Source organism: Bradyrhizobium sp. Rc2d (genome assembly GCF_900099855.1).
Taxonomy (GTDB): Bacteria; Pseudomonadota; Alphaproteobacteria; order Rhizobiales; family Xanthobacteraceae; genus Bradyrhizobium.
Genome location: NZ_FNCU01000020.1, coordinates 54,836 through 70,371 on the forward strand (window position 1 = coordinate 54,836; position 15,536 = coordinate 70,371).

Here is a 15,536-nt window from a genome sequence, read left to right on the forward strand (position 1 = left end):
GGACGATCCAGTATTCCAGAGACGGCTCTGCTTGAACCGAAGTGCCGCGGCGTACTGGATGCCCCGCCTTCGCGGGGCATGACATTAGAGGATGTGGGGAGAGGCGAAGAGCCGCTCAACCTGCCGCCTTCTCCCCCTTCAACCCCGCCACCTCCGCTTCCAGCTCCGCGATCCTCGCATCCCTTGCCGCCAGTGCCGCGGCAACATCGCCCGCATCGAACTTCTGCGGGATGTGCTGCGGGCAGTTGGTGTCCCACGCTGCGATCTTGAACAGGATCACCTGCTCCGGCCGGGCGCGATAGCCCTTCGGCATCAGCGACGTGGTCAGCGCCTCGTCGTCCTCGACAACGCGCGCCTCGCCCCAGATCTTCACCCGGCGGCGATGGGCGTAGTCCATCACGAAGATGTAGGCCTTGGGATTCTCCGAGAGATTGCCCTGGGTGATGAACTGCTGGTTGCCGGCATAGTCGGCGAAGGCGAGCGTCTGCTTGTCCAGCACCTTGAGAAATCCCTTCGGGCCGCCGCGGTGCTGGATGTAGGGCTGGCCGTCCACTGATGCGGTGGCGAAATAGAAGCTGCTCGCTTCGGTCAGGAAGGCCGCGAGGTTGTCGTCGACCTCGGTGCGCCAGCCGCGCTGCTCGCTGCGCGCATAGGCCTCGCGCGAACCCTTGCGCGCCTGGATCGCCTTCACCGCCGGCGAGAAGGCGACGTCGCTGGCATAGGCGTGGGCTGCTCTCGTCATCGGAACGTCTCCTGGAATTCCGGCGCATGCTTGCGTCTTTCGCCAGCTAAGATGGACTTGCCCGCCGCCAGAACAATCTGGCCGCTTGACACTTCATCATTGCAATATATGCAATAATGCCATGGACCGGCTCGAAGCCATGAACGTCTTCGTCACCGTCGCCGATTTGCGCGGCTTTGCGCCGGCGGCGCGCAAGCTGCGCCTGTCGCCCTCGGCGGTGACGCGGTTGATCGCGGCGCTGGAAGAGCATCTCGGCGCGCGACTGTTGCAGCGGACCACGCGACAGGTGACGCTGACCGATGTCGGCACGCGCTATCTCGAACGCGCCCGCCGCATCCTCGCCGATGTCGAGGAGGCTGACGGCTCGGCGCGGCAGGAGCGCAACCGGCCGAGCGGTCGCCTCGTGGTGTCGGCGCCGGTCGGTTTCGGCCGGCTCCATGTCGGGCCGGTCATGACCGCTTACCTCAAGCGCTATCCCGAGGTCGCCGCCGAATTGCGGCTGTCCGACCATCTCGTCAATCTCGTGGAGGACGCGGTCGACGCTGCCGTCCGCATCGGCCATCTCGCCGATTCCTCGCTGGTCGCGCGCCAGGTCGGCGAGATGCGGCGGATCGTGGTGGCCGCACCGGACTATTTGAAGCGCCGTGGCGAGCCGAAGACGCCGGAAGCGCTCGCCGCACACCAGACCATCCAGTTCGGCCCGGCGTCCGCATGGCGCTTCCTGCGCGACGGCCGCGACATCGAGGTGACGCCAGCGCCTCGCTTCATCAGCAACAGCGCCGACGCGGCGCTGCAATATGCCGAGGCCGGCGGCGGCGTGACGCGGGTGCTGGCCTATCAGGCCGCCGAAGGGCTGAAGCGCGGGCGCTTGAAGATCGTGCTCGCGGCATACGAGCAGCCGGCGCTGCCGATCCACATCGTCTACCCGACCTCGCGCCTGCTCTCGGCCAAGGTGCGCGCGTTCGTCGATCTCGTGGTGGAGACGGCGGAATGGAGGTTTGGCTAGGCGCGTGTCCCGGACGCGCCGCGGAGCGGCGCAGAGCTGGGACCCAGCAGATGGATGGGCCCCGGCTCAGCAGCGCATCGCCGAAGAGGGCGCTGCGTCCGGGGCACGCGAGAACTACTTCTTCGGCACGACGCGAAACGTGCCGCTGGCGCGCGCGATCACGGCATCATCGGCCTTCACCAGGCATTGCGCGAAGCAGATCGTAGAGCCGGTCTTGATCGCCTCGCCCTCGACCGCGAGCCATTGGCCGATCTCGGCGGCGCCGACATAGTCGACCGACAGCGAGATCGTGACGAACGACGTGGTCCAGCCCGTCGCCTGGGCGCAGCTATAGCCCATGGCGGCATCGGCCAGCGCCGCGATCAGCCCGCCATGGATCAGCCCGCGTGCATTGGTGTGCGGCTGCGCCAGGCGCAGTCCCACCGTGACGCCCTTCTCGGTCTTCTTCGAATAGAGCGGCTCCCAGGGATCGGTGAGCGGGGCCTTGCGGAAATGCGGCTCGAAGCCGGCGGGGATGTCGGTGGCGGTCATTGCTCTCTCGCGTTGCTGATCGTTGCCATTGAACGCGATGTGGATGACAGTTTCACCGCCTACAAAGTTTTAAACGGGATTTGCCGAGGTGTTTGAAACGGCCTCGCCGTCGCCCCAACTACACTGTCATCACCCGCGATGGCGGGTGATCCAGTATTCCAGAGGCGGTTGTGATTAAACCGAGAGGCCGCGGCGTACTGGATGCCCCGCCTGCGCGGGGCATGACGCCTGTGGTCAAAACTCAGTGCCGTAGGGTGGGCAAAGGCGCGCAGCGCTGTGCCCACCATCTCGCAGCGAAGGCGATGCGGTGGGCACGCTGCGCTTTGCCCACCCTACGGCACCGATGTCTTCTTCCTAAAACGGCAGCCCGACGTAATTCTCCGACAGCGAGGTCATCGCGGCCTGCGACTGCGTCACGTAATCGAGCTCGGCGAGCTGGATGCGGGCGCCGATGGTGCCGGTGTCGGGGAATTTGTGCAGCATCGAGGTCATCCACCAGGAGAAGCGCACGGCTTTCCAGACCCGTGCCAATGCCTTGGCGGAATAGGCGTCGATGCCGGCGCTGGATTTCTCGTCGTAGAACTCGCGCAGCGCGCTCGACAGATAATGCGCGTCGGAAGCGGCGAGGTTCAGCCCCTTGGCGCCGGTCGGCGGCACGATGTGCGCGGCATCGCCGCACAAAAACATCCGGCCGAAGCGCATCGGCTCGGCGACGTAGCTGCGTAAGGGCGCGATGCTCTTCTCGATCGACGGGCCGGTGACGAGGCTGGCGGCCGCCTCCTGGTCCAGCCGGCGCTTCAATTCGTCCCAGAAACGGTCGTCCGGCCATTGGTCGACATGGTCGTCGAGCGCGCACTGCACATAGTACCGGCTGCGCTTGGTCGAGCGCATGGTGCAGAGCGCGAAGCCGCGCGCGTGGTTGGAGTAGATCAGCTCGTGGCTGACTGGCGGCGTGTCCGAGAGGATCCCGAGCCAGCCGAACGGATAGACCCGCTCGAACTCCTCGATCGCCGAGGCCGGGACGCTGGCGCGGCTGACGCCGTGGAAACCGTCGCAGCCGGCGATGAAGTCGCAATCGATCGTGTGGGTGACGCCGTCCTTGACGTAAGTTACGCGCGGCTGACTGCCGTCGAAATCATGCGGCTGCACGTCCTTGGCCTCGTAGACCGAAACGAGACCTGCGGCCTTGCGCACATTCATCAGGTCGAGCGTGACCTCGGTCTGGCCGTAGATCATCACCGTCTTGCCGGTCGCGCCCTTCATGTCGATGCGGTGACGCTGGCCGGAGAAGGCGAGCTCGATGCCTTCATGCACCAGGCCTTCGGCATGGGCCCGCGCGCCAGCGCCGATCTGGTCGAGCAGCGCGACGGTCCCCTCCTCCAGGAGGCCGGCGCGGATGCGGCCGAGCACATAGTCCGGGCTCTGCCGCTCCAGAATGACATTGTCGATGCCATATGTGTGCAGCAGTTGCCCAAGCAACAATCCCGCCGGCCCGGCCCCGATGATTGCGATTTTTGTCCGCAATACTTGCTCCTTCCGATTCTGTAGGCTTTCGTCGCGGCCTGCTTGTCGCGCCGGCCCGCAGGCGATAATTATATCATATAATTGTTGGGCAAAAGGGAGCGCTCGTCGCCCGAGCAGCGACAAATCCATGCAACATGGCTGAGTAGATGACGCGCCAGTTCCGGCTTGAACACGCCGGCCAATTAGATAACATGTTAATTAACGGGGCCGGCCATCGAAGCCCGCCGTCGAAAACAGGGAGAGACGCGTGATGAGGAAAGCCTGTCTGGCGTTGCTGCTGGCAGCAAGCGTGAGCCCAGCGTTCGCGCAGGACAAGACCTTCGATTTGAAGATCTCGCACTGGGTGCCGGCCTCGCATCCCCTGCAGAAATCGCTGGAAGACTGGGCGGCCGCGGTCGAGAAGGATTCCGGCGGCACCATCAAGGGCAAGGTGTTTCCGGCCCAGCAGCTCGGCAAGGCCTTCGATCATTACGACATGGCGCGCGACGGCATCGCCGACGTCACCTATGTCAATCCCGGTTATCAGCCCGGCCGCTTCCCGATCATCGGTGCCGGCGAGCTGCCGTTCCTGATCTCGGACGCCAAGGGCGGCTCGATGGGGCTGGATGCCTGGTATCGCAAATATGCCGAGAAGGAGATGAAGGACGTCAAGTACTGTCTCGCCTTCGTCCACTCGCCCTCCTCCTTCCACTCACGTACCAAGAAGATCGTGGTTCCCGACGACGTGAAGGGCCTCAAGATCCGTCCCGCTCACGCCACCATGGCGAATTTCGTCACCTCGCTCGGCGGCACCAACGTGCAGTCCTCCGCACCCGAAGTGCGCGACATCATCGAGCGCGGCGTCGCCGACGGCGTCACCTTCCCCTGGGGCTCCCTGGTGCTGTTCGGCATCGACAAGGTGACCAAATACGACATGGAGGCGCCGCTCTACACCACGACCTTCGTGTTCGTGATCAACAAGGACAAGTACAATGCGATGTCCGACAAGCAGAAGGCCGCGATCGACAAGAATTGCACGATCGAGATGGCCGGCGTGGTCGGCGAACACTGGGGCAAGTTCGAGGACGCCGGCATCGACAAGGTGAAGGCGGAATCGAGCCACGAGGTCTACAAGCTGACGGCCGAGCAGACCGCGGCCTGGAAGAAGGCCGCCGAGCCACTGGTCAAGACCTGGAGTGACGGCGCCAAGAAGGCCGGCGCCGACCCGGATGCGGCGCTCGCGGATCTGAAAGCATCGCTGAAGAAGTACAACGCGCTGGCGGAGTAACCGAAAGCTGCGGCCTTTCTCCTCCCTCTCCCCGTCCTTACGGGGGCACGACGAGCTTCGCTCGCGCTGAGAGGGTCGGGGTGAGGGGCTGCTTCCGCACAGTTACTGACAGATGGACTCGCGGAGAGTCCCCCTCACCCGCCGCGCTTCGGACGATGCTTCGCATCGCTCGGCGCGCGTCGGCCTCTCCCCGCACGCGGGGAGAGGCGTAAAGCCGCCGCCGGAGCCGAGAGCGAGAATGACATTTCGTAGGACACCCCCATGAAGCGCGCCTGGATGGACCGCTTTATCGACTCGATCGAATGGATCGCGGCCGGCTTTGTCGGCCTCGTCGCGCTCGACATCTTCCTGTCGGTGCTGCTGCGTAACACGCTGAACTATTCGATCCCCGACAGTTTTGACATCGGCCGCATGCTGCTCGGCATCCTTATCTTCTGGGGCATCGCGGCGACGTCTTATCGCGGCACCCACATCACGGTTGATCTCGTCTGGGGCAATGTCGGGCCGCGCTACCAGCGCTGGATCGACGTGTTCGCAACGCTGGTGCTTCTGTTCGTCGTGACCGTGCAGACCTGGACGCTGTTCGACAAGGTGCGCGGCACCTACAACGACAACGTCCAGACTTTCGACATGCACATGCCGACCTGGCCGTTCTTCGCGATCGCCTGGATCGGCGACGTCTCCGCCGTGCTGCTGATCGCGATCCGCACCTACCGGCTGATCTTCCATCCCGAAGAAATGCACGACCCCAAGCTGAAGGCGACGGAGTAATCATGAGCACCGATGCCGTCGCCGTAATCGGCTTCGTTTCCCTGTTTGTGCTGATGCTGCTGCGCGTGCCCGTCGGCATGGCCATGGGCCTCGTCGGCGTGTCCGGCTTCTCCTATCTGGTCGGCGCGACGCCGGCGCTGAAGCTGGTCGGCCAGACCTCGATGCGCACGGTCACCGACTACACCTTCGGCGTCATCCCGATGTTCCTGCTGATGGGCTCGTTCGTCAGCAATTCCGGCATGAGCCGCGAGCTGTTCCGCGCCGCCAACGGCTTTGTCGGCCATCTGCGCGGCGGGCTCGGCATCGCCACCGTCGGTGCCTGCGGCGGCTTCGCCGCGATCTGTGGCTCCTCGGTCGCGACGGCCGCCACCTTCTCCGCCGTCGCCTATCCCGAGATGCGCCGCTTCGGCTACCCGCAGTCCTTTGCCACCGGTGTGATCGCGGCCGGCGGCACGTTAGGTGCGATGCTGCCGCCCTCCACCGTGCTGGCGGTCTACGGCATCATCACCGAGCAGGACATCGGCAAGCTGTTCATCGCCGGCATCATCCCGGGCCTCTTGGCGATGACCATGTACATGATCACGATCGGCCTGATCGGTTATTTCCGGCCCGACTTCCTGCCCAAGGGCAAGGTGCTGTCGTGGCGCGAGCGCTTTGCCGGATTGAAGGACATCTGGGCGCCGGTGCTGCTGTTCGTGTTCGTCATCGGCGGCCTCTACGGCCTGCCGTTCCTGCCGCGCTTCACGCCGACGGAAGCCGGCGGCGTCGGCGCCACCGGCGCCTTCATCATCGGCGTGCTGACCGGCCGGCTCGACCGCGAGAAGGTGCTGGCCTCGCTGCTGCAGGCGACGCGCACCGCGGCCGCGGTGTTCACCGTGCTGATCGGCGCGCTGATCTTCGGTTACTTCCTGACGGTGACGCAGACGCCGCAGAAGGTGACGGAATTCCTCACCGGCCTCGGCCTCGGTCCCTACGGCGTGCTGGCGCTGATCATGGTGATGTATCTCGTGCTCGGCTGCCTGATGGACGCCATGGCGATGATCATCCTGACCGTGCCGATCATCTTCCCCGTGATCATGCATCTCGGCTTCGACCCGATCTGGTTCGGCGTCATCATCGTCATGACCGTCGAGCTTGGCCTGATCCACCCGCCGGTTGGCATGAATGTCTTCGTCATCAAAAGCGTGGTGAAGGACGTCTCCTTCTCCACCATCTTCAAGGGCGTGATCCCGTTCGTGGCGACGGATCTGGTGCGCCTCGTGATCCTGATCGCCTTCCCGCTGCTGGCGACCTGGCTGCCGACGCGGATGATGGCGCATTAGGCCTGCGTGATAGAGCGGCGAACCCGTCCTCCCCTCTCCCCTTGTGGGAGAGGGGGGCTCGCCGCGATAGCGGCGAGACGGGTGAGGGGTCTCTCTCCACACGCACATTTGCGTTTGCGGAGGCAACCCCTCATCCGGCGCTTCGCGCCACCTTCTCCCGCAAGGGGAGAAGGAAGAGCAGCGTCGCTAATGCGTACATGAGAGGTGATCAATGACCACACCGACACTCGAAACCAAATACGCCTTCACCATCACCGCCCGCATCGGCGAGGTCATCACCGCCGGCGAGACTGGTATCGGCGTCCGCCGCATCATTCCGATCATCGGCGGCGAGGTGACGGGCGCAATCACAGGCAAGGTGCTGCCGTTCGGCGCCGACTTCCAGACCATCCGCCCCAACGAGCTGATCGATCTCGAAGCCAGATACGCCTTCGAGACCGACGACGGCGCGACCATCTATGTCGAGAACAAGGGCATGCGCTTCGGCCCGGTGGAGCTGCTGCAAAAGCTCAAGCGCGGCGAGCCGGTCGATCCGAAGCTGATCTATTTCCGCACCGTGCCGAGGTTTGAGACGGGGCACGCGACGTATCGCTGGCTGATGGAACATATTTTCATCGGTTCAGCGGCGCGGCATGCCGACCGCGTCGTGATCGATGTGCACCAGGTGATGTGATCCTCGCTACCACCTCGTCATTGCGAGCGCAGCGAAGCAATCCAGAATCTTTCCGCGGCGGCAGCCTGGATTGCTTCGTCGCAAGAGCTCCTCGCAATGACGGAGGATAGGGCTGCGGCAACCTATCACAACGGACTCCCTCGCCGGAGCGGGCCCCAAACCGGCCCAATGAGCGCCGGAGTTCATGTCGCCCCCTCCTTGACTCCCCCAAAATTCGTTATACAACATAACTATTCTGACAAGGACGCAAATGACACAGGGAAACGCCGAGACCGCTAACGCGGGCGCCTCCGGGCTTTTGAGGATCGAGCGGGCGGACCGGGTTCTGACCGTGGGTCTGAACCGGCCAGCCAAGCGCAATGCGCTCAATGATGGCATCATCCTGGAAATCGGCGAATGTTTTGCGAACCTGCCCGAGGATATCGGCGCGGTCGTCATCCATGGAATCGGCGACCATTTCTCCAGCGGCCTCGACCTGTCCGAGCTGACCGAGCATGACGCGACCGGCGGCCTGCTCCATTCCCAGATGTGGCACCGGGTGTTCGATCGCATCCAGTATAGCCGTGTACCCGTGATCGCCGCGCTCAGAGGCGCCGTGATCGGCGGCGGCCTCGAGCTCGCCTGCGCCGCGCATATCCGCGTCGCCGAGCCCTCGACCTATTTCGCCCTGCCGGAGGGGCAGCGCGGCATCTTCGTCGGCGGCGGCGGCTCGGTGCGGCTGCCGCGGCTGATCGGCGTCGCCCGGATGATGGACATGATGTTGACCGGCCGGGTCTATTCCGCGACCGAAGGCGCCTCCTACGGCTTCGCGCAATATCTGACGGAAGCCGGCAACGGGCTCGGCAAGGCGCTGGAGCTCGCGACCAAGGTCGCCGCCAACGCGCCGCTGACGAACTTTGCCGTGCTCCAGGCGTTGCCGATGATCGCGGAGGCCAATCCGCAGACCGGCCTCCTCATGGAATCACTGATGGCGACCGTCGCGCAGAGCGATAAAGAGGCAAAGCGCAGGATCCGCGAATTCCTCGAACACAAGACCGCAAAGGTGAAGCCGAAGTCATGAGCGCGCAGCCGTCCTCTTCCAGCATGGAGCGCGGCGCGAGCACTTTTCCGCTGCGGCCCATCTCGTTCGGCGATCCCGTCGTCAATATCGAGCGCCGCGACGACGGCACGATTTACCTCAGGCCCAAGCAGCCGCTCGGCGACTATCCCGTCCGCATCACCGACCGCCTGCATCACTGGGCGAACACGACGCCGGACCGTGTCTTCATGGCCGAGCGCGACGGCGGCCGCGGCTGGCGCAAGATCACCTATGCCGAGCTGCTCATGGCGAGCCGGCACATCGCATCAAGCCTGATCGCGCGCGGCCTGTCGGCGGAGCGGCCGGTCGTCATCCTCTCCGGCAATTCGATCGATCACGCCCTGCTTGCCTTCGGCGCGTTCTATGCCGGCATTCCGTTCTGCCCGGTGTCGCCGGCCTATTCGCTGGTGTCGAAGGATTACGGCAAGCTGTCATACCTGATGAAGCTGCTGACGCCCGGCCTCGTCTTCGCCGAAGATGCCGACAGATTCGCCGATGCGCTCGCCGCAAACGTCTCACTCGGCACCGAGATCGCCACGTCCTATGGCAAGGTGCCGGGCCGCGACGTCACCCTGCTCGCCGATCTCATGGCGACGCCGATCCGCGACGATCTCGACGAGGTCCACGGCAGGATCGGCCCCGACACCATCGCAAAGTTCCTGCTGACGTCGGGCTCGACCGGCAATCCCAAGGCCGTCATCAACACCCAGCGCATGATCTGCGCCAACCAGGTGATGCTGCGCGAGACGCTCGCCTTCCTCAAGGACGAGCCGCCCGTCATCATCGACTGGCTGCCCTGGAACCACACTTTTGGCGGCAACCACAATATCGGGCTGACGCTGTACAATGGCGGCTCGATGTATCTGGACGCCGGCAAGCCGGTGCCCGGCGGCATCGAAGAGACGGTCCGCAATCTCCAGGAGATTTCGCCGACGGTCTATTTCAACGTCCCCAAGGGCTATGAGTCGCTGCTGCCTTACTTGCGCGACGACCAGGGCCTGCGCGCAAAGTTCTTCGATCGGCTGCATGCGATGTTCTTCTCGGGCGCAGCGCTGTCGCCGTTCGTCTGGGACAGTCTCGACGAGCTCGCGGTGAAGGAGAAGGGCTATCGCGTACCGATGCTGACGGGCCTCGGCGCGACCGAGACCGCGCCGTTCTTCATGTCGGTCAATCCGCGCACCAGTCGCTCGGGCCATGTCGGCCTGCCCGTCTCCGGCAACGAGGCCAAGCTGGTGCCGAACAACGGCAAGCTCGAGGTCCGCGCCAAGGGGCCGAACGTGATGCCCGGCTACTGGCGCCAGCCCGACATCAGCGCAAAGTCCTTCGACGAGGAAGGCTTTTACAAGATGGGCGACGCGCTCAAGCCCGCCGATCCCGACGATCTCAATGCCGGCTTTGATTTCGACGGGCGCGTCAGCGAGGATTTCAAGCTCGCGAGCGGCACCTGGGTCAGCGTCGGCCCCTTGCGCGCGCGTCTCACTGCTGCCTGCGCCCCGCTGGTGCGCGACGTCGTCATTGCCGGCATCAACCGTGACGAGGTCTCCGCACTCGTGGTGCTCGACCTCGACGGTTGCCGCCTGATCAACCCGACGCTGCCGGCCGACGATCTCGTCGTCGCGACGCGCGACCGGCTCGTGCGCGAAGCATTCCGCGAACGCCTGACCGGTTTCCTCAGCTCAGCCACCGGCTCCTCGACGCGGATCACGCGCGCGATCCTGATGGACACGCCGCTGTCGATCGACAAGGGCGAGGTCACCGACAAGGGCTCGATCAACCAGCGCGCGGTGCTGGAACATCGCAACCTCCTGATCGAGGAGCTCTACGCTGCCAATCCGTCGGACCGTGTGATATCGGTCGCGTAAGAAATCATCGCCAAAGGAGAACGCCATGTTGTTGAAGGATCAGGCAGTCATCGTCACCGGCGGCGCATCGGGGCTGGGCGCTGCGACCGCGCGAAAACTGGCGGCGCAGGGCGCCAAGGTCGCGGTGTGCGACCTCAACGCCAAGCTTGCCGAAACCGTTGCCGCCGAGATCAAGGGCGTGGCCGTGACCTGCGACGTCTCCGATGCCGCTTCCGCTGAAGCCGCGATCGCGCAGGCGGCCAAGGCCCACGGCCCGGCGCGCGTGCTGGTCAATTGCGCCGGCATCGGCGTTGCAAAACGCGTCGTCGGCCGCGACGGGCCGATGGCGCTCGCCGATTTCGACAAGGTGATCAAGGTCAATCTGATCGGCACCTTCAACATGCTGCGCCTTGCCGCAGCCGAGATGTCCAAGCTCGAGCCGCAGGCGACCGGCGAGCGCGGCGTCATCATCAACACCGCCTCCGTTGCCGCCTATGACGGCCAGATCGGCCAGTCGGCTTATTCGGCCTCCAAGGGCGGCATCGTCGGCATGACGCTGCCGATCGCGCGCGAGCTCGCGCAATTCGGCGTCCGCGTGCTGACGATCGCGCCGGGCCTGTTCCTGACGCCGCTGCTCGCCAACCTGCCGCAGGAAGCCCAGGACTCGCTCGCCGCCGCGATCCCCTTCCCGCGCCGGCTCGGCAATGCCGACGAGTTCGCCGCGCTTGCGCTGCACATGGTCGAGAATGCGTATCTGAACGGCGAAGTGGTGCGCCTCGACGGCTCGCTGCGCATGGCGCCGAAGTAAATCGATGAGCGGTATTGCAGCAGCGCCCTCGACCTTACCTCTCCCATTGGGAGAGGTCGGCGCAGAGCGCCGAGTGAGCGGCTCTGCTTTATCGATGGAGCGTAACCTCTCACCCGAATTGCTGTTGACGATGCTGCGCATCGCAAGGCGCAATTCGACCTCTCCCTTCGGGAGAGGTGTGGCACAGCGCTTATGGATGCATAACGCATGTTCGTGAATCGGCGCGACGTCCAGATCCAGTGGGGTGATTGCGACCCCGCCAATATCGTCTACTACCCGCGCTATTTCGGGATGTTCGACGATTCGACGTCGACCCTGTTCGAGGTCGCCGGATTCTCCAAGCAGGATCTGGTCCGCAAATACGGCCTGGTGGGCATTCCCATGGTCGACACGCGGGCCAAGTTCTACATCCCCTCGACCTATGGCGACTGGATCACCATCGAGACCAAAATCGAGAGCATCAAGCGCTCGAGCTTCGAGGTGAAGCACAACGTCTACAAGGGTGACGCGCTGGCGATCGAAGGATTCGAGACCCGCGTCCTGGTCGGCCGCGATCCCGTTAACCCCGACAAGCTGAAATCGGCACCATTCCCGGCGGAAATGGTAGCCAAGTTCACGGGGAGTTAGAGCCGGAGCTAAATCGCCGCATCACCAAAAGAGGGGGCTGAATTACCCCCCGATTTCTGCTTTCAAAGAAAGACGTAAAGGGAGGAATAGATGAAACGCTTTTACCTGACCGCCGCCATCACCGCGGCCGCGCTGGCGCTGCCGGCCCTGCCCGCGCTGGCCCAGACCAACGAAATCACCATCGGCATCACCACCACCACGACCGGCCCGGGCGCAGCGCTCGGCATTCCCGAGCGCAACGCGCTGGAATTCGTGCCGAAGGAGATCGGCGGTGTACCGCTGAAGGTGATCGTGCTCGACGACGGCGGCGATCCCACCACCGCGACCACCAACGCCCGCCGCTTCGTGACCGAATCCAAGGCCGACATCATCATGGGCTCGGCGCTGACGCCGCCGACCATCGCGGTCTCCAACGTCGCCAACGAAGCCGGCATTCCGCATTTCGGCCTCGCGCCGTTTCCGATCACGCCGGAGCGCATGAAGTGGTCGGTGGCGATGCCGCAGCCGATCCCGATCGTGGGCAAGGTGCTGTACGATCACATGAAGGCCAAGGGCGTGAAGACCCTCGGCTATATCGGCTATTCCGACTCCTATGGCGACCTCTGGTTCAACGACCTCAAGGCGCAGGCCGTGCCGATGGGCATGACCATCGTCGACGAGGAGCGCTTCGCCCGTCCCGATACCTCGGTGACCGGACAGGTGCTGAAGCTCGTCGCCGCCAATCCCAACGCGATCCTGATCGGCGCCTCCGGCACCGCGGCCGCGCTGCCGCAGACCGAGTTGCGCGAGCGCGGCTATCAAGGCCTGATTTACCAGACCCATGGCGCGGCCAGCATGGACTTCATCCGCATCGCCGGCAAAGCGGCCGAGGGCGTGCTGATGGCCTCGGGCCCGGTGATGGACCCCGAGGATCAGCCGGACACCGCGCTGACCAAGAAGCCGGGCCTCGCACTCAACTCGGCCTATGAAGCCAAGTACGGTCCGAACAGCCGCAGCCAGTTCGCCGGCCATTCCTACGATGCGTTCGAGCTCCTCAAGCGCATCATTCCGGCGGCATTGAAGACAGCCAAGCCCGGCACGCCGGAATTCCGCGAAGCGATCCGCCAGGCCCTGCTGTCTGAGAAGGAATTGGCGGCAAGCCAGGGCGTCTACAATTTCACCGAAAAGGACCGCTACGGCCTCGACGACCGCTCGCGCATCCTGCTCACGGTGAAGAACGGCAAGTACTCGCTGGTGAAGTAGGCGCCGCGATAGTTCCGAGACGACGAGAGCCGGCCCGATGGGCCGGCTCTTTTCCTTTTGAGCTTTGAGACGAGCTGCCAGCCACCGTGTTGCTGCGCCCCCTCTCCCGCTTGCGGGAGAGGGCTGGGGAGAGGGTGCCTCCGCGTTGGGATTGTCTCGGTCTTATGGAAAAAGTCCCCCAGAGGAGAAAGCCCTCACCCGGCGCTGCGCGCCGACCTCTCCCGCAAGCGGGAGAGGTTGCACCGAACGCGCGGCGAGACTGAGCGCTAAGCCGCCTGTCGCAACGGGGTCCAGGCGAACCCCGGATAATACGTGTCCATCATGCGATCGACATAGGCGGTGAGGTTCGGAAATCCCTCGGCGCGCTGGCGCAAGGCCGATTCGAAGAACGGCGTCAGGATGCCGGAGAGTGCGCCGAAGGCGGTGGCATCGACGCCGCAGGGCTTGTTGCCCATCAGATACGACTTGTCGCCGAGCTGCACCGAGAGCGCGAACAGCGAGCGCACGGCGAGATCGACATCGTCGTCGGGCGCGTGGCGGCCGAGTCCCGAGAGCAGATAATTCTCGGCGACGCGGAATTGCGCATCCTCGCGCAGCTTCTCGCGGTTGTGCTCGGGTGCGCCGTCGAAGAAATGCGACGGCCCCTTGGCGAAATTGACCGGATCGACCCAGCGCGCTCCGACCAGCGCCCAATAGACGTGATGCTCGATCATGCGCTCGAACGCCCAGGCCTGCGCACGTTCCTGCAACGAGAGCCCGGCGTCGAAATCGAAGCCGTAGCGCCGCTCGATATGGGCGCGGATGAAGGTGGAATCGGCCACCGCCTCGCCGCCGTCGTCGATGAAGGGCAGCTGCCCCTTGGGCGAAGCTGGCGGCATCGCGCGCTCCTTCCGGTAGGGCAGCCCCGCCATCTTGAGCTGCACCTCCGTCTTGGTGACGAAGGGGCTGATTTCCGGCAGGCCGAAGCCGGTGCCAAAGCCGTAAAGCGTGATCATGAAACCTCTCCTGAACCTGCCGAACGTGAACGGAACCTACCTGCCGGCTGCTGCCACCATGGTGGCAGCAGCCGTGATATCTTCTGCGAAACGGGCCCCCTGCCAGGCGCGGCTCATGATGTGGCGGGCGAGCGCGTCCGCAGCCTGGATCAGCGAGCGTGCCACCACGCTTGCGAACGCAAATCGGAGATCGACGGCCATGAGATCGAGCGAAACGAGACGGCTAAACACCCGGGCCTGCCACATCTGGACGCGCCACAGCGGGCCGGCGGGGCCGAAATGGGTTGGAACGATCATGGACAAATCCTCTTCAGTCGACGTGTTGTCCCGGTATAGAACTCCCCTGCTGCCAACCTCCTGTCAGCAGCCGCGCGTCGCCTTTTGAAAAGACCACGAACAAGAGACCCGTCATGAGACGCGCCGACAGGCTGTTTCAGATCATCCAGGTGCTGAGGCGTACGCGTAAACCGCTGACGGCGGACGCGATCGCGGCCGAGCTCGAGACGTCGAAGCGCACCATCTATCGCGACATCGCAACGCTGATCGGCCAGCGCGTGCCGATCCGCGGCGAAGCCGGCATGGGCTACATCCTGGAGAAGGGTTTCGACCTGCCGCCGCTGATGCTGACGCCCGACGAGATCGAGGCGGCGGTGCTGGGCGCGCAATGGGTCGCCGGCCACGCCGATTCCGCGCTGGCGCGCGCCGCCGAGGATTTGATGGCCAAGATCGCCGACACCGTCCCCGAGCGCCTGCGTCCCTTCGTGCTGGAGCCGGCGAGCCGGGCGCGGCCGAGCTGGAACAGGGAGCCGGATCGCCTGGACATGGCGCGCACGCGCACCCAGATCCACGAAGGCAAGAAGATCATGCTGCGCTATCGTGATGAGCAGGGCCGCGCCAGCGAGCGCATGATCTGGCCGATCTCGGTCGGCTATCTCGAAGCCGTGCGCCTGCTCGCGGCCTGGTGCGAGCTGCGCAGCGACTTCCGCAGCTTCCGCACCGACCGCGTGGTCGAGGCAACCTATCTCGACGAGAAATATCCGGAGCGGCGCGACGTGCTGCGTGCAAGATGGCGGCAGAGCCTGGTCTGGGGTCCGCCAAAGGACACATGA

General features: G+C 64.6%; 16 protein-coding genes. 11 read left to right on the forward strand and 5 right to left on the reverse strand.

All coding sequences use genetic code 11. The annotated features are described in order from the left end of the window. Positions 1 to 115: 115 nt before the first annotated feature. Complete coding sequence (locus BLV07_RS24100; protein ID WP_091890445.1) at positions 116 to 742, reverse strand: pyridoxamine 5'-phosphate oxidase family protein; 627 nt, start codon at positions 740 to 742, stop codon at positions 116 to 118. Positions 743 to 863: 121 nt separating this feature from the next. Here BLV07_RS24100 and BLV07_RS24105 point away from each other — a divergent pair, with 121 nt between their 5' ends. Beyond that, positions 864 to 1,748, forward strand: a complete 885-nt coding sequence (locus BLV07_RS24105) for a LysR family transcriptional regulator (protein ID WP_091890448.1) — start codon at positions 864 to 866, stop codon at positions 1,746 to 1,748. A 114-nt stretch (positions 1,749 to 1,862) separates the two neighbouring features. On the opposite strand, the gene BLV07_RS24110 is transcribed toward BLV07_RS24105, so the two are convergent. Both BLV07_RS24110 and pobA read right to left on the reverse strand, forming a co-directional pair. Continuing rightward, positions 1,863 to 2,279: a PaaI family thioesterase gene (locus BLV07_RS24110; protein WP_091890450.1), complete on the reverse strand. Its 417-nt coding sequence runs from the start codon at positions 2,277 to 2,279 to the stop codon at positions 1,863 to 1,865. A gap of 354 nt (positions 2,280 to 2,633) precedes the next feature. Continuing rightward, entirely contained in the window at positions 2,634 to 3,803 is a 1,170-nt protein-coding gene (gene pobA, locus BLV07_RS24115; protein ID WP_091890454.1) for a 4-hydroxybenzoate 3-monooxygenase, read from the reverse strand. Positions 3,804 to 4,053: 250 nt separating this feature from the next. Here pobA and BLV07_RS24120 point away from each other — a divergent pair, with 250 nt between their 5' ends. The 9 genes from BLV07_RS24120 to BLV07_RS24160 all read left to right on the forward strand — a co-directional run bounded on the left by BLV07_RS24120 (position 4,054) and on the right by BLV07_RS24160 (position 13,432). Further along, positions 4,054 to 5,070 carry a TRAP transporter substrate-binding protein gene (locus tag BLV07_RS24120; protein WP_091890457.1) on the forward strand — a complete coding sequence of 339 codons (1,017 nt, stop codon included), beginning with the start codon at positions 4,054 to 4,056 and terminating at the stop codon, positions 5,068 to 5,070. 261 nt (positions 5,071 to 5,331) lie between these two features. Continuing rightward, the gene (locus BLV07_RS24125; protein WP_091890460.1) at positions 5,332 to 5,841 is read left to right on the forward strand and encodes a TRAP transporter small permease; all 510 of its coding nucleotides are present in this window, start codon (positions 5,332 to 5,334) and stop codon (positions 5,839 to 5,841) included. A gap of 2 nt (positions 5,842 to 5,843) precedes the next feature. Then, complete coding sequence (locus tag BLV07_RS24130; protein ID WP_091890463.1) at positions 5,844 to 7,163, forward strand: TRAP transporter large permease; 1,320 nt, start codon at positions 5,844 to 5,846, stop codon at positions 7,161 to 7,163. A gap of 211 nt (positions 7,164 to 7,374) precedes the next feature. Continuing rightward, positions 7,375 to 7,836 carry a DUF3237 domain-containing protein gene (locus BLV07_RS24135; RefSeq protein ID WP_091890466.1) on the forward strand — a complete coding sequence of 154 codons (462 nt, stop codon included), beginning with the start codon at positions 7,375 to 7,377 and terminating at the stop codon, positions 7,834 to 7,836. 250 nt (positions 7,837 to 8,086) lie between these two features. Continuing rightward, a complete protein-coding gene (locus BLV07_RS24140; RefSeq protein WP_091890469.1) occupies positions 8,087 to 8,896 on the forward strand; it encodes a crotonase/enoyl-CoA hydratase family protein in 810 nt (269 codons plus the stop codon). After that, entirely contained in the window at positions 8,893 to 10,776 is a 1,884-nt protein-coding gene (locus BLV07_RS24145) for a feruloyl-CoA synthase (RefSeq protein ID WP_091890472.1), read from the forward strand. The genes BLV07_RS24140 and BLV07_RS24145 overlap by 4 nt, the downstream gene beginning before the upstream one ends. A 25-nt stretch (positions 10,777 to 10,801) precedes the next feature. After that, a complete protein-coding gene (locus BLV07_RS24150; RefSeq protein WP_091890475.1) occupies positions 10,802 to 11,563 on the forward strand; it encodes an SDR family NAD(P)-dependent oxidoreductase in 762 nt (253 codons plus the stop codon). A gap of 207 nt (positions 11,564 to 11,770) precedes the next feature. Continuing rightward, the gene (locus tag BLV07_RS24155; protein WP_091890479.1) at positions 11,771 to 12,190 is read left to right on the forward strand and encodes an acyl-CoA thioesterase; all 420 of its coding nucleotides are present in this window, start codon (positions 11,771 to 11,773) and stop codon (positions 12,188 to 12,190) included. A gap of 90 nt (positions 12,191 to 12,280) precedes the next feature. Continuing rightward, complete coding sequence (locus BLV07_RS24160) at positions 12,281 to 13,432, forward strand: ABC transporter substrate-binding protein (RefSeq protein WP_091890482.1); 1,152 nt, start codon at positions 12,281 to 12,283, stop codon at positions 13,430 to 13,432. A 266-nt stretch (positions 13,433 to 13,698) separates the two neighbouring features. Here BLV07_RS24160 and BLV07_RS24170 read toward each other — a convergent pair whose 3' ends face one another. Beyond that, entirely contained in the window at positions 13,699 to 14,427 is a 729-nt protein-coding gene (locus BLV07_RS24170; protein ID WP_091890485.1) for a glutathione S-transferase family protein, read from the reverse strand. Between the two features lie 36 nt (positions 14,428 to 14,463). Further along, positions 14,464 to 14,724, reverse strand: coding sequence for a hypothetical protein (locus tag BLV07_RS24175; protein WP_091890488.1), 261 nt, complete (start codon positions 14,722 to 14,724; stop codon positions 14,464 to 14,466). Between the two features lie 113 nt (positions 14,725 to 14,837). Between BLV07_RS24175 and BLV07_RS24180 the strand changes: the two genes are divergently transcribed. Continuing rightward, positions 14,838 to 15,536 carry a helix-turn-helix transcriptional regulator gene (locus BLV07_RS24180; protein ID WP_091890491.1) on the forward strand — a complete coding sequence of 233 codons (699 nt, stop codon included), beginning with the start codon at positions 14,838 to 14,840 and terminating at the stop codon, positions 15,534 to 15,536.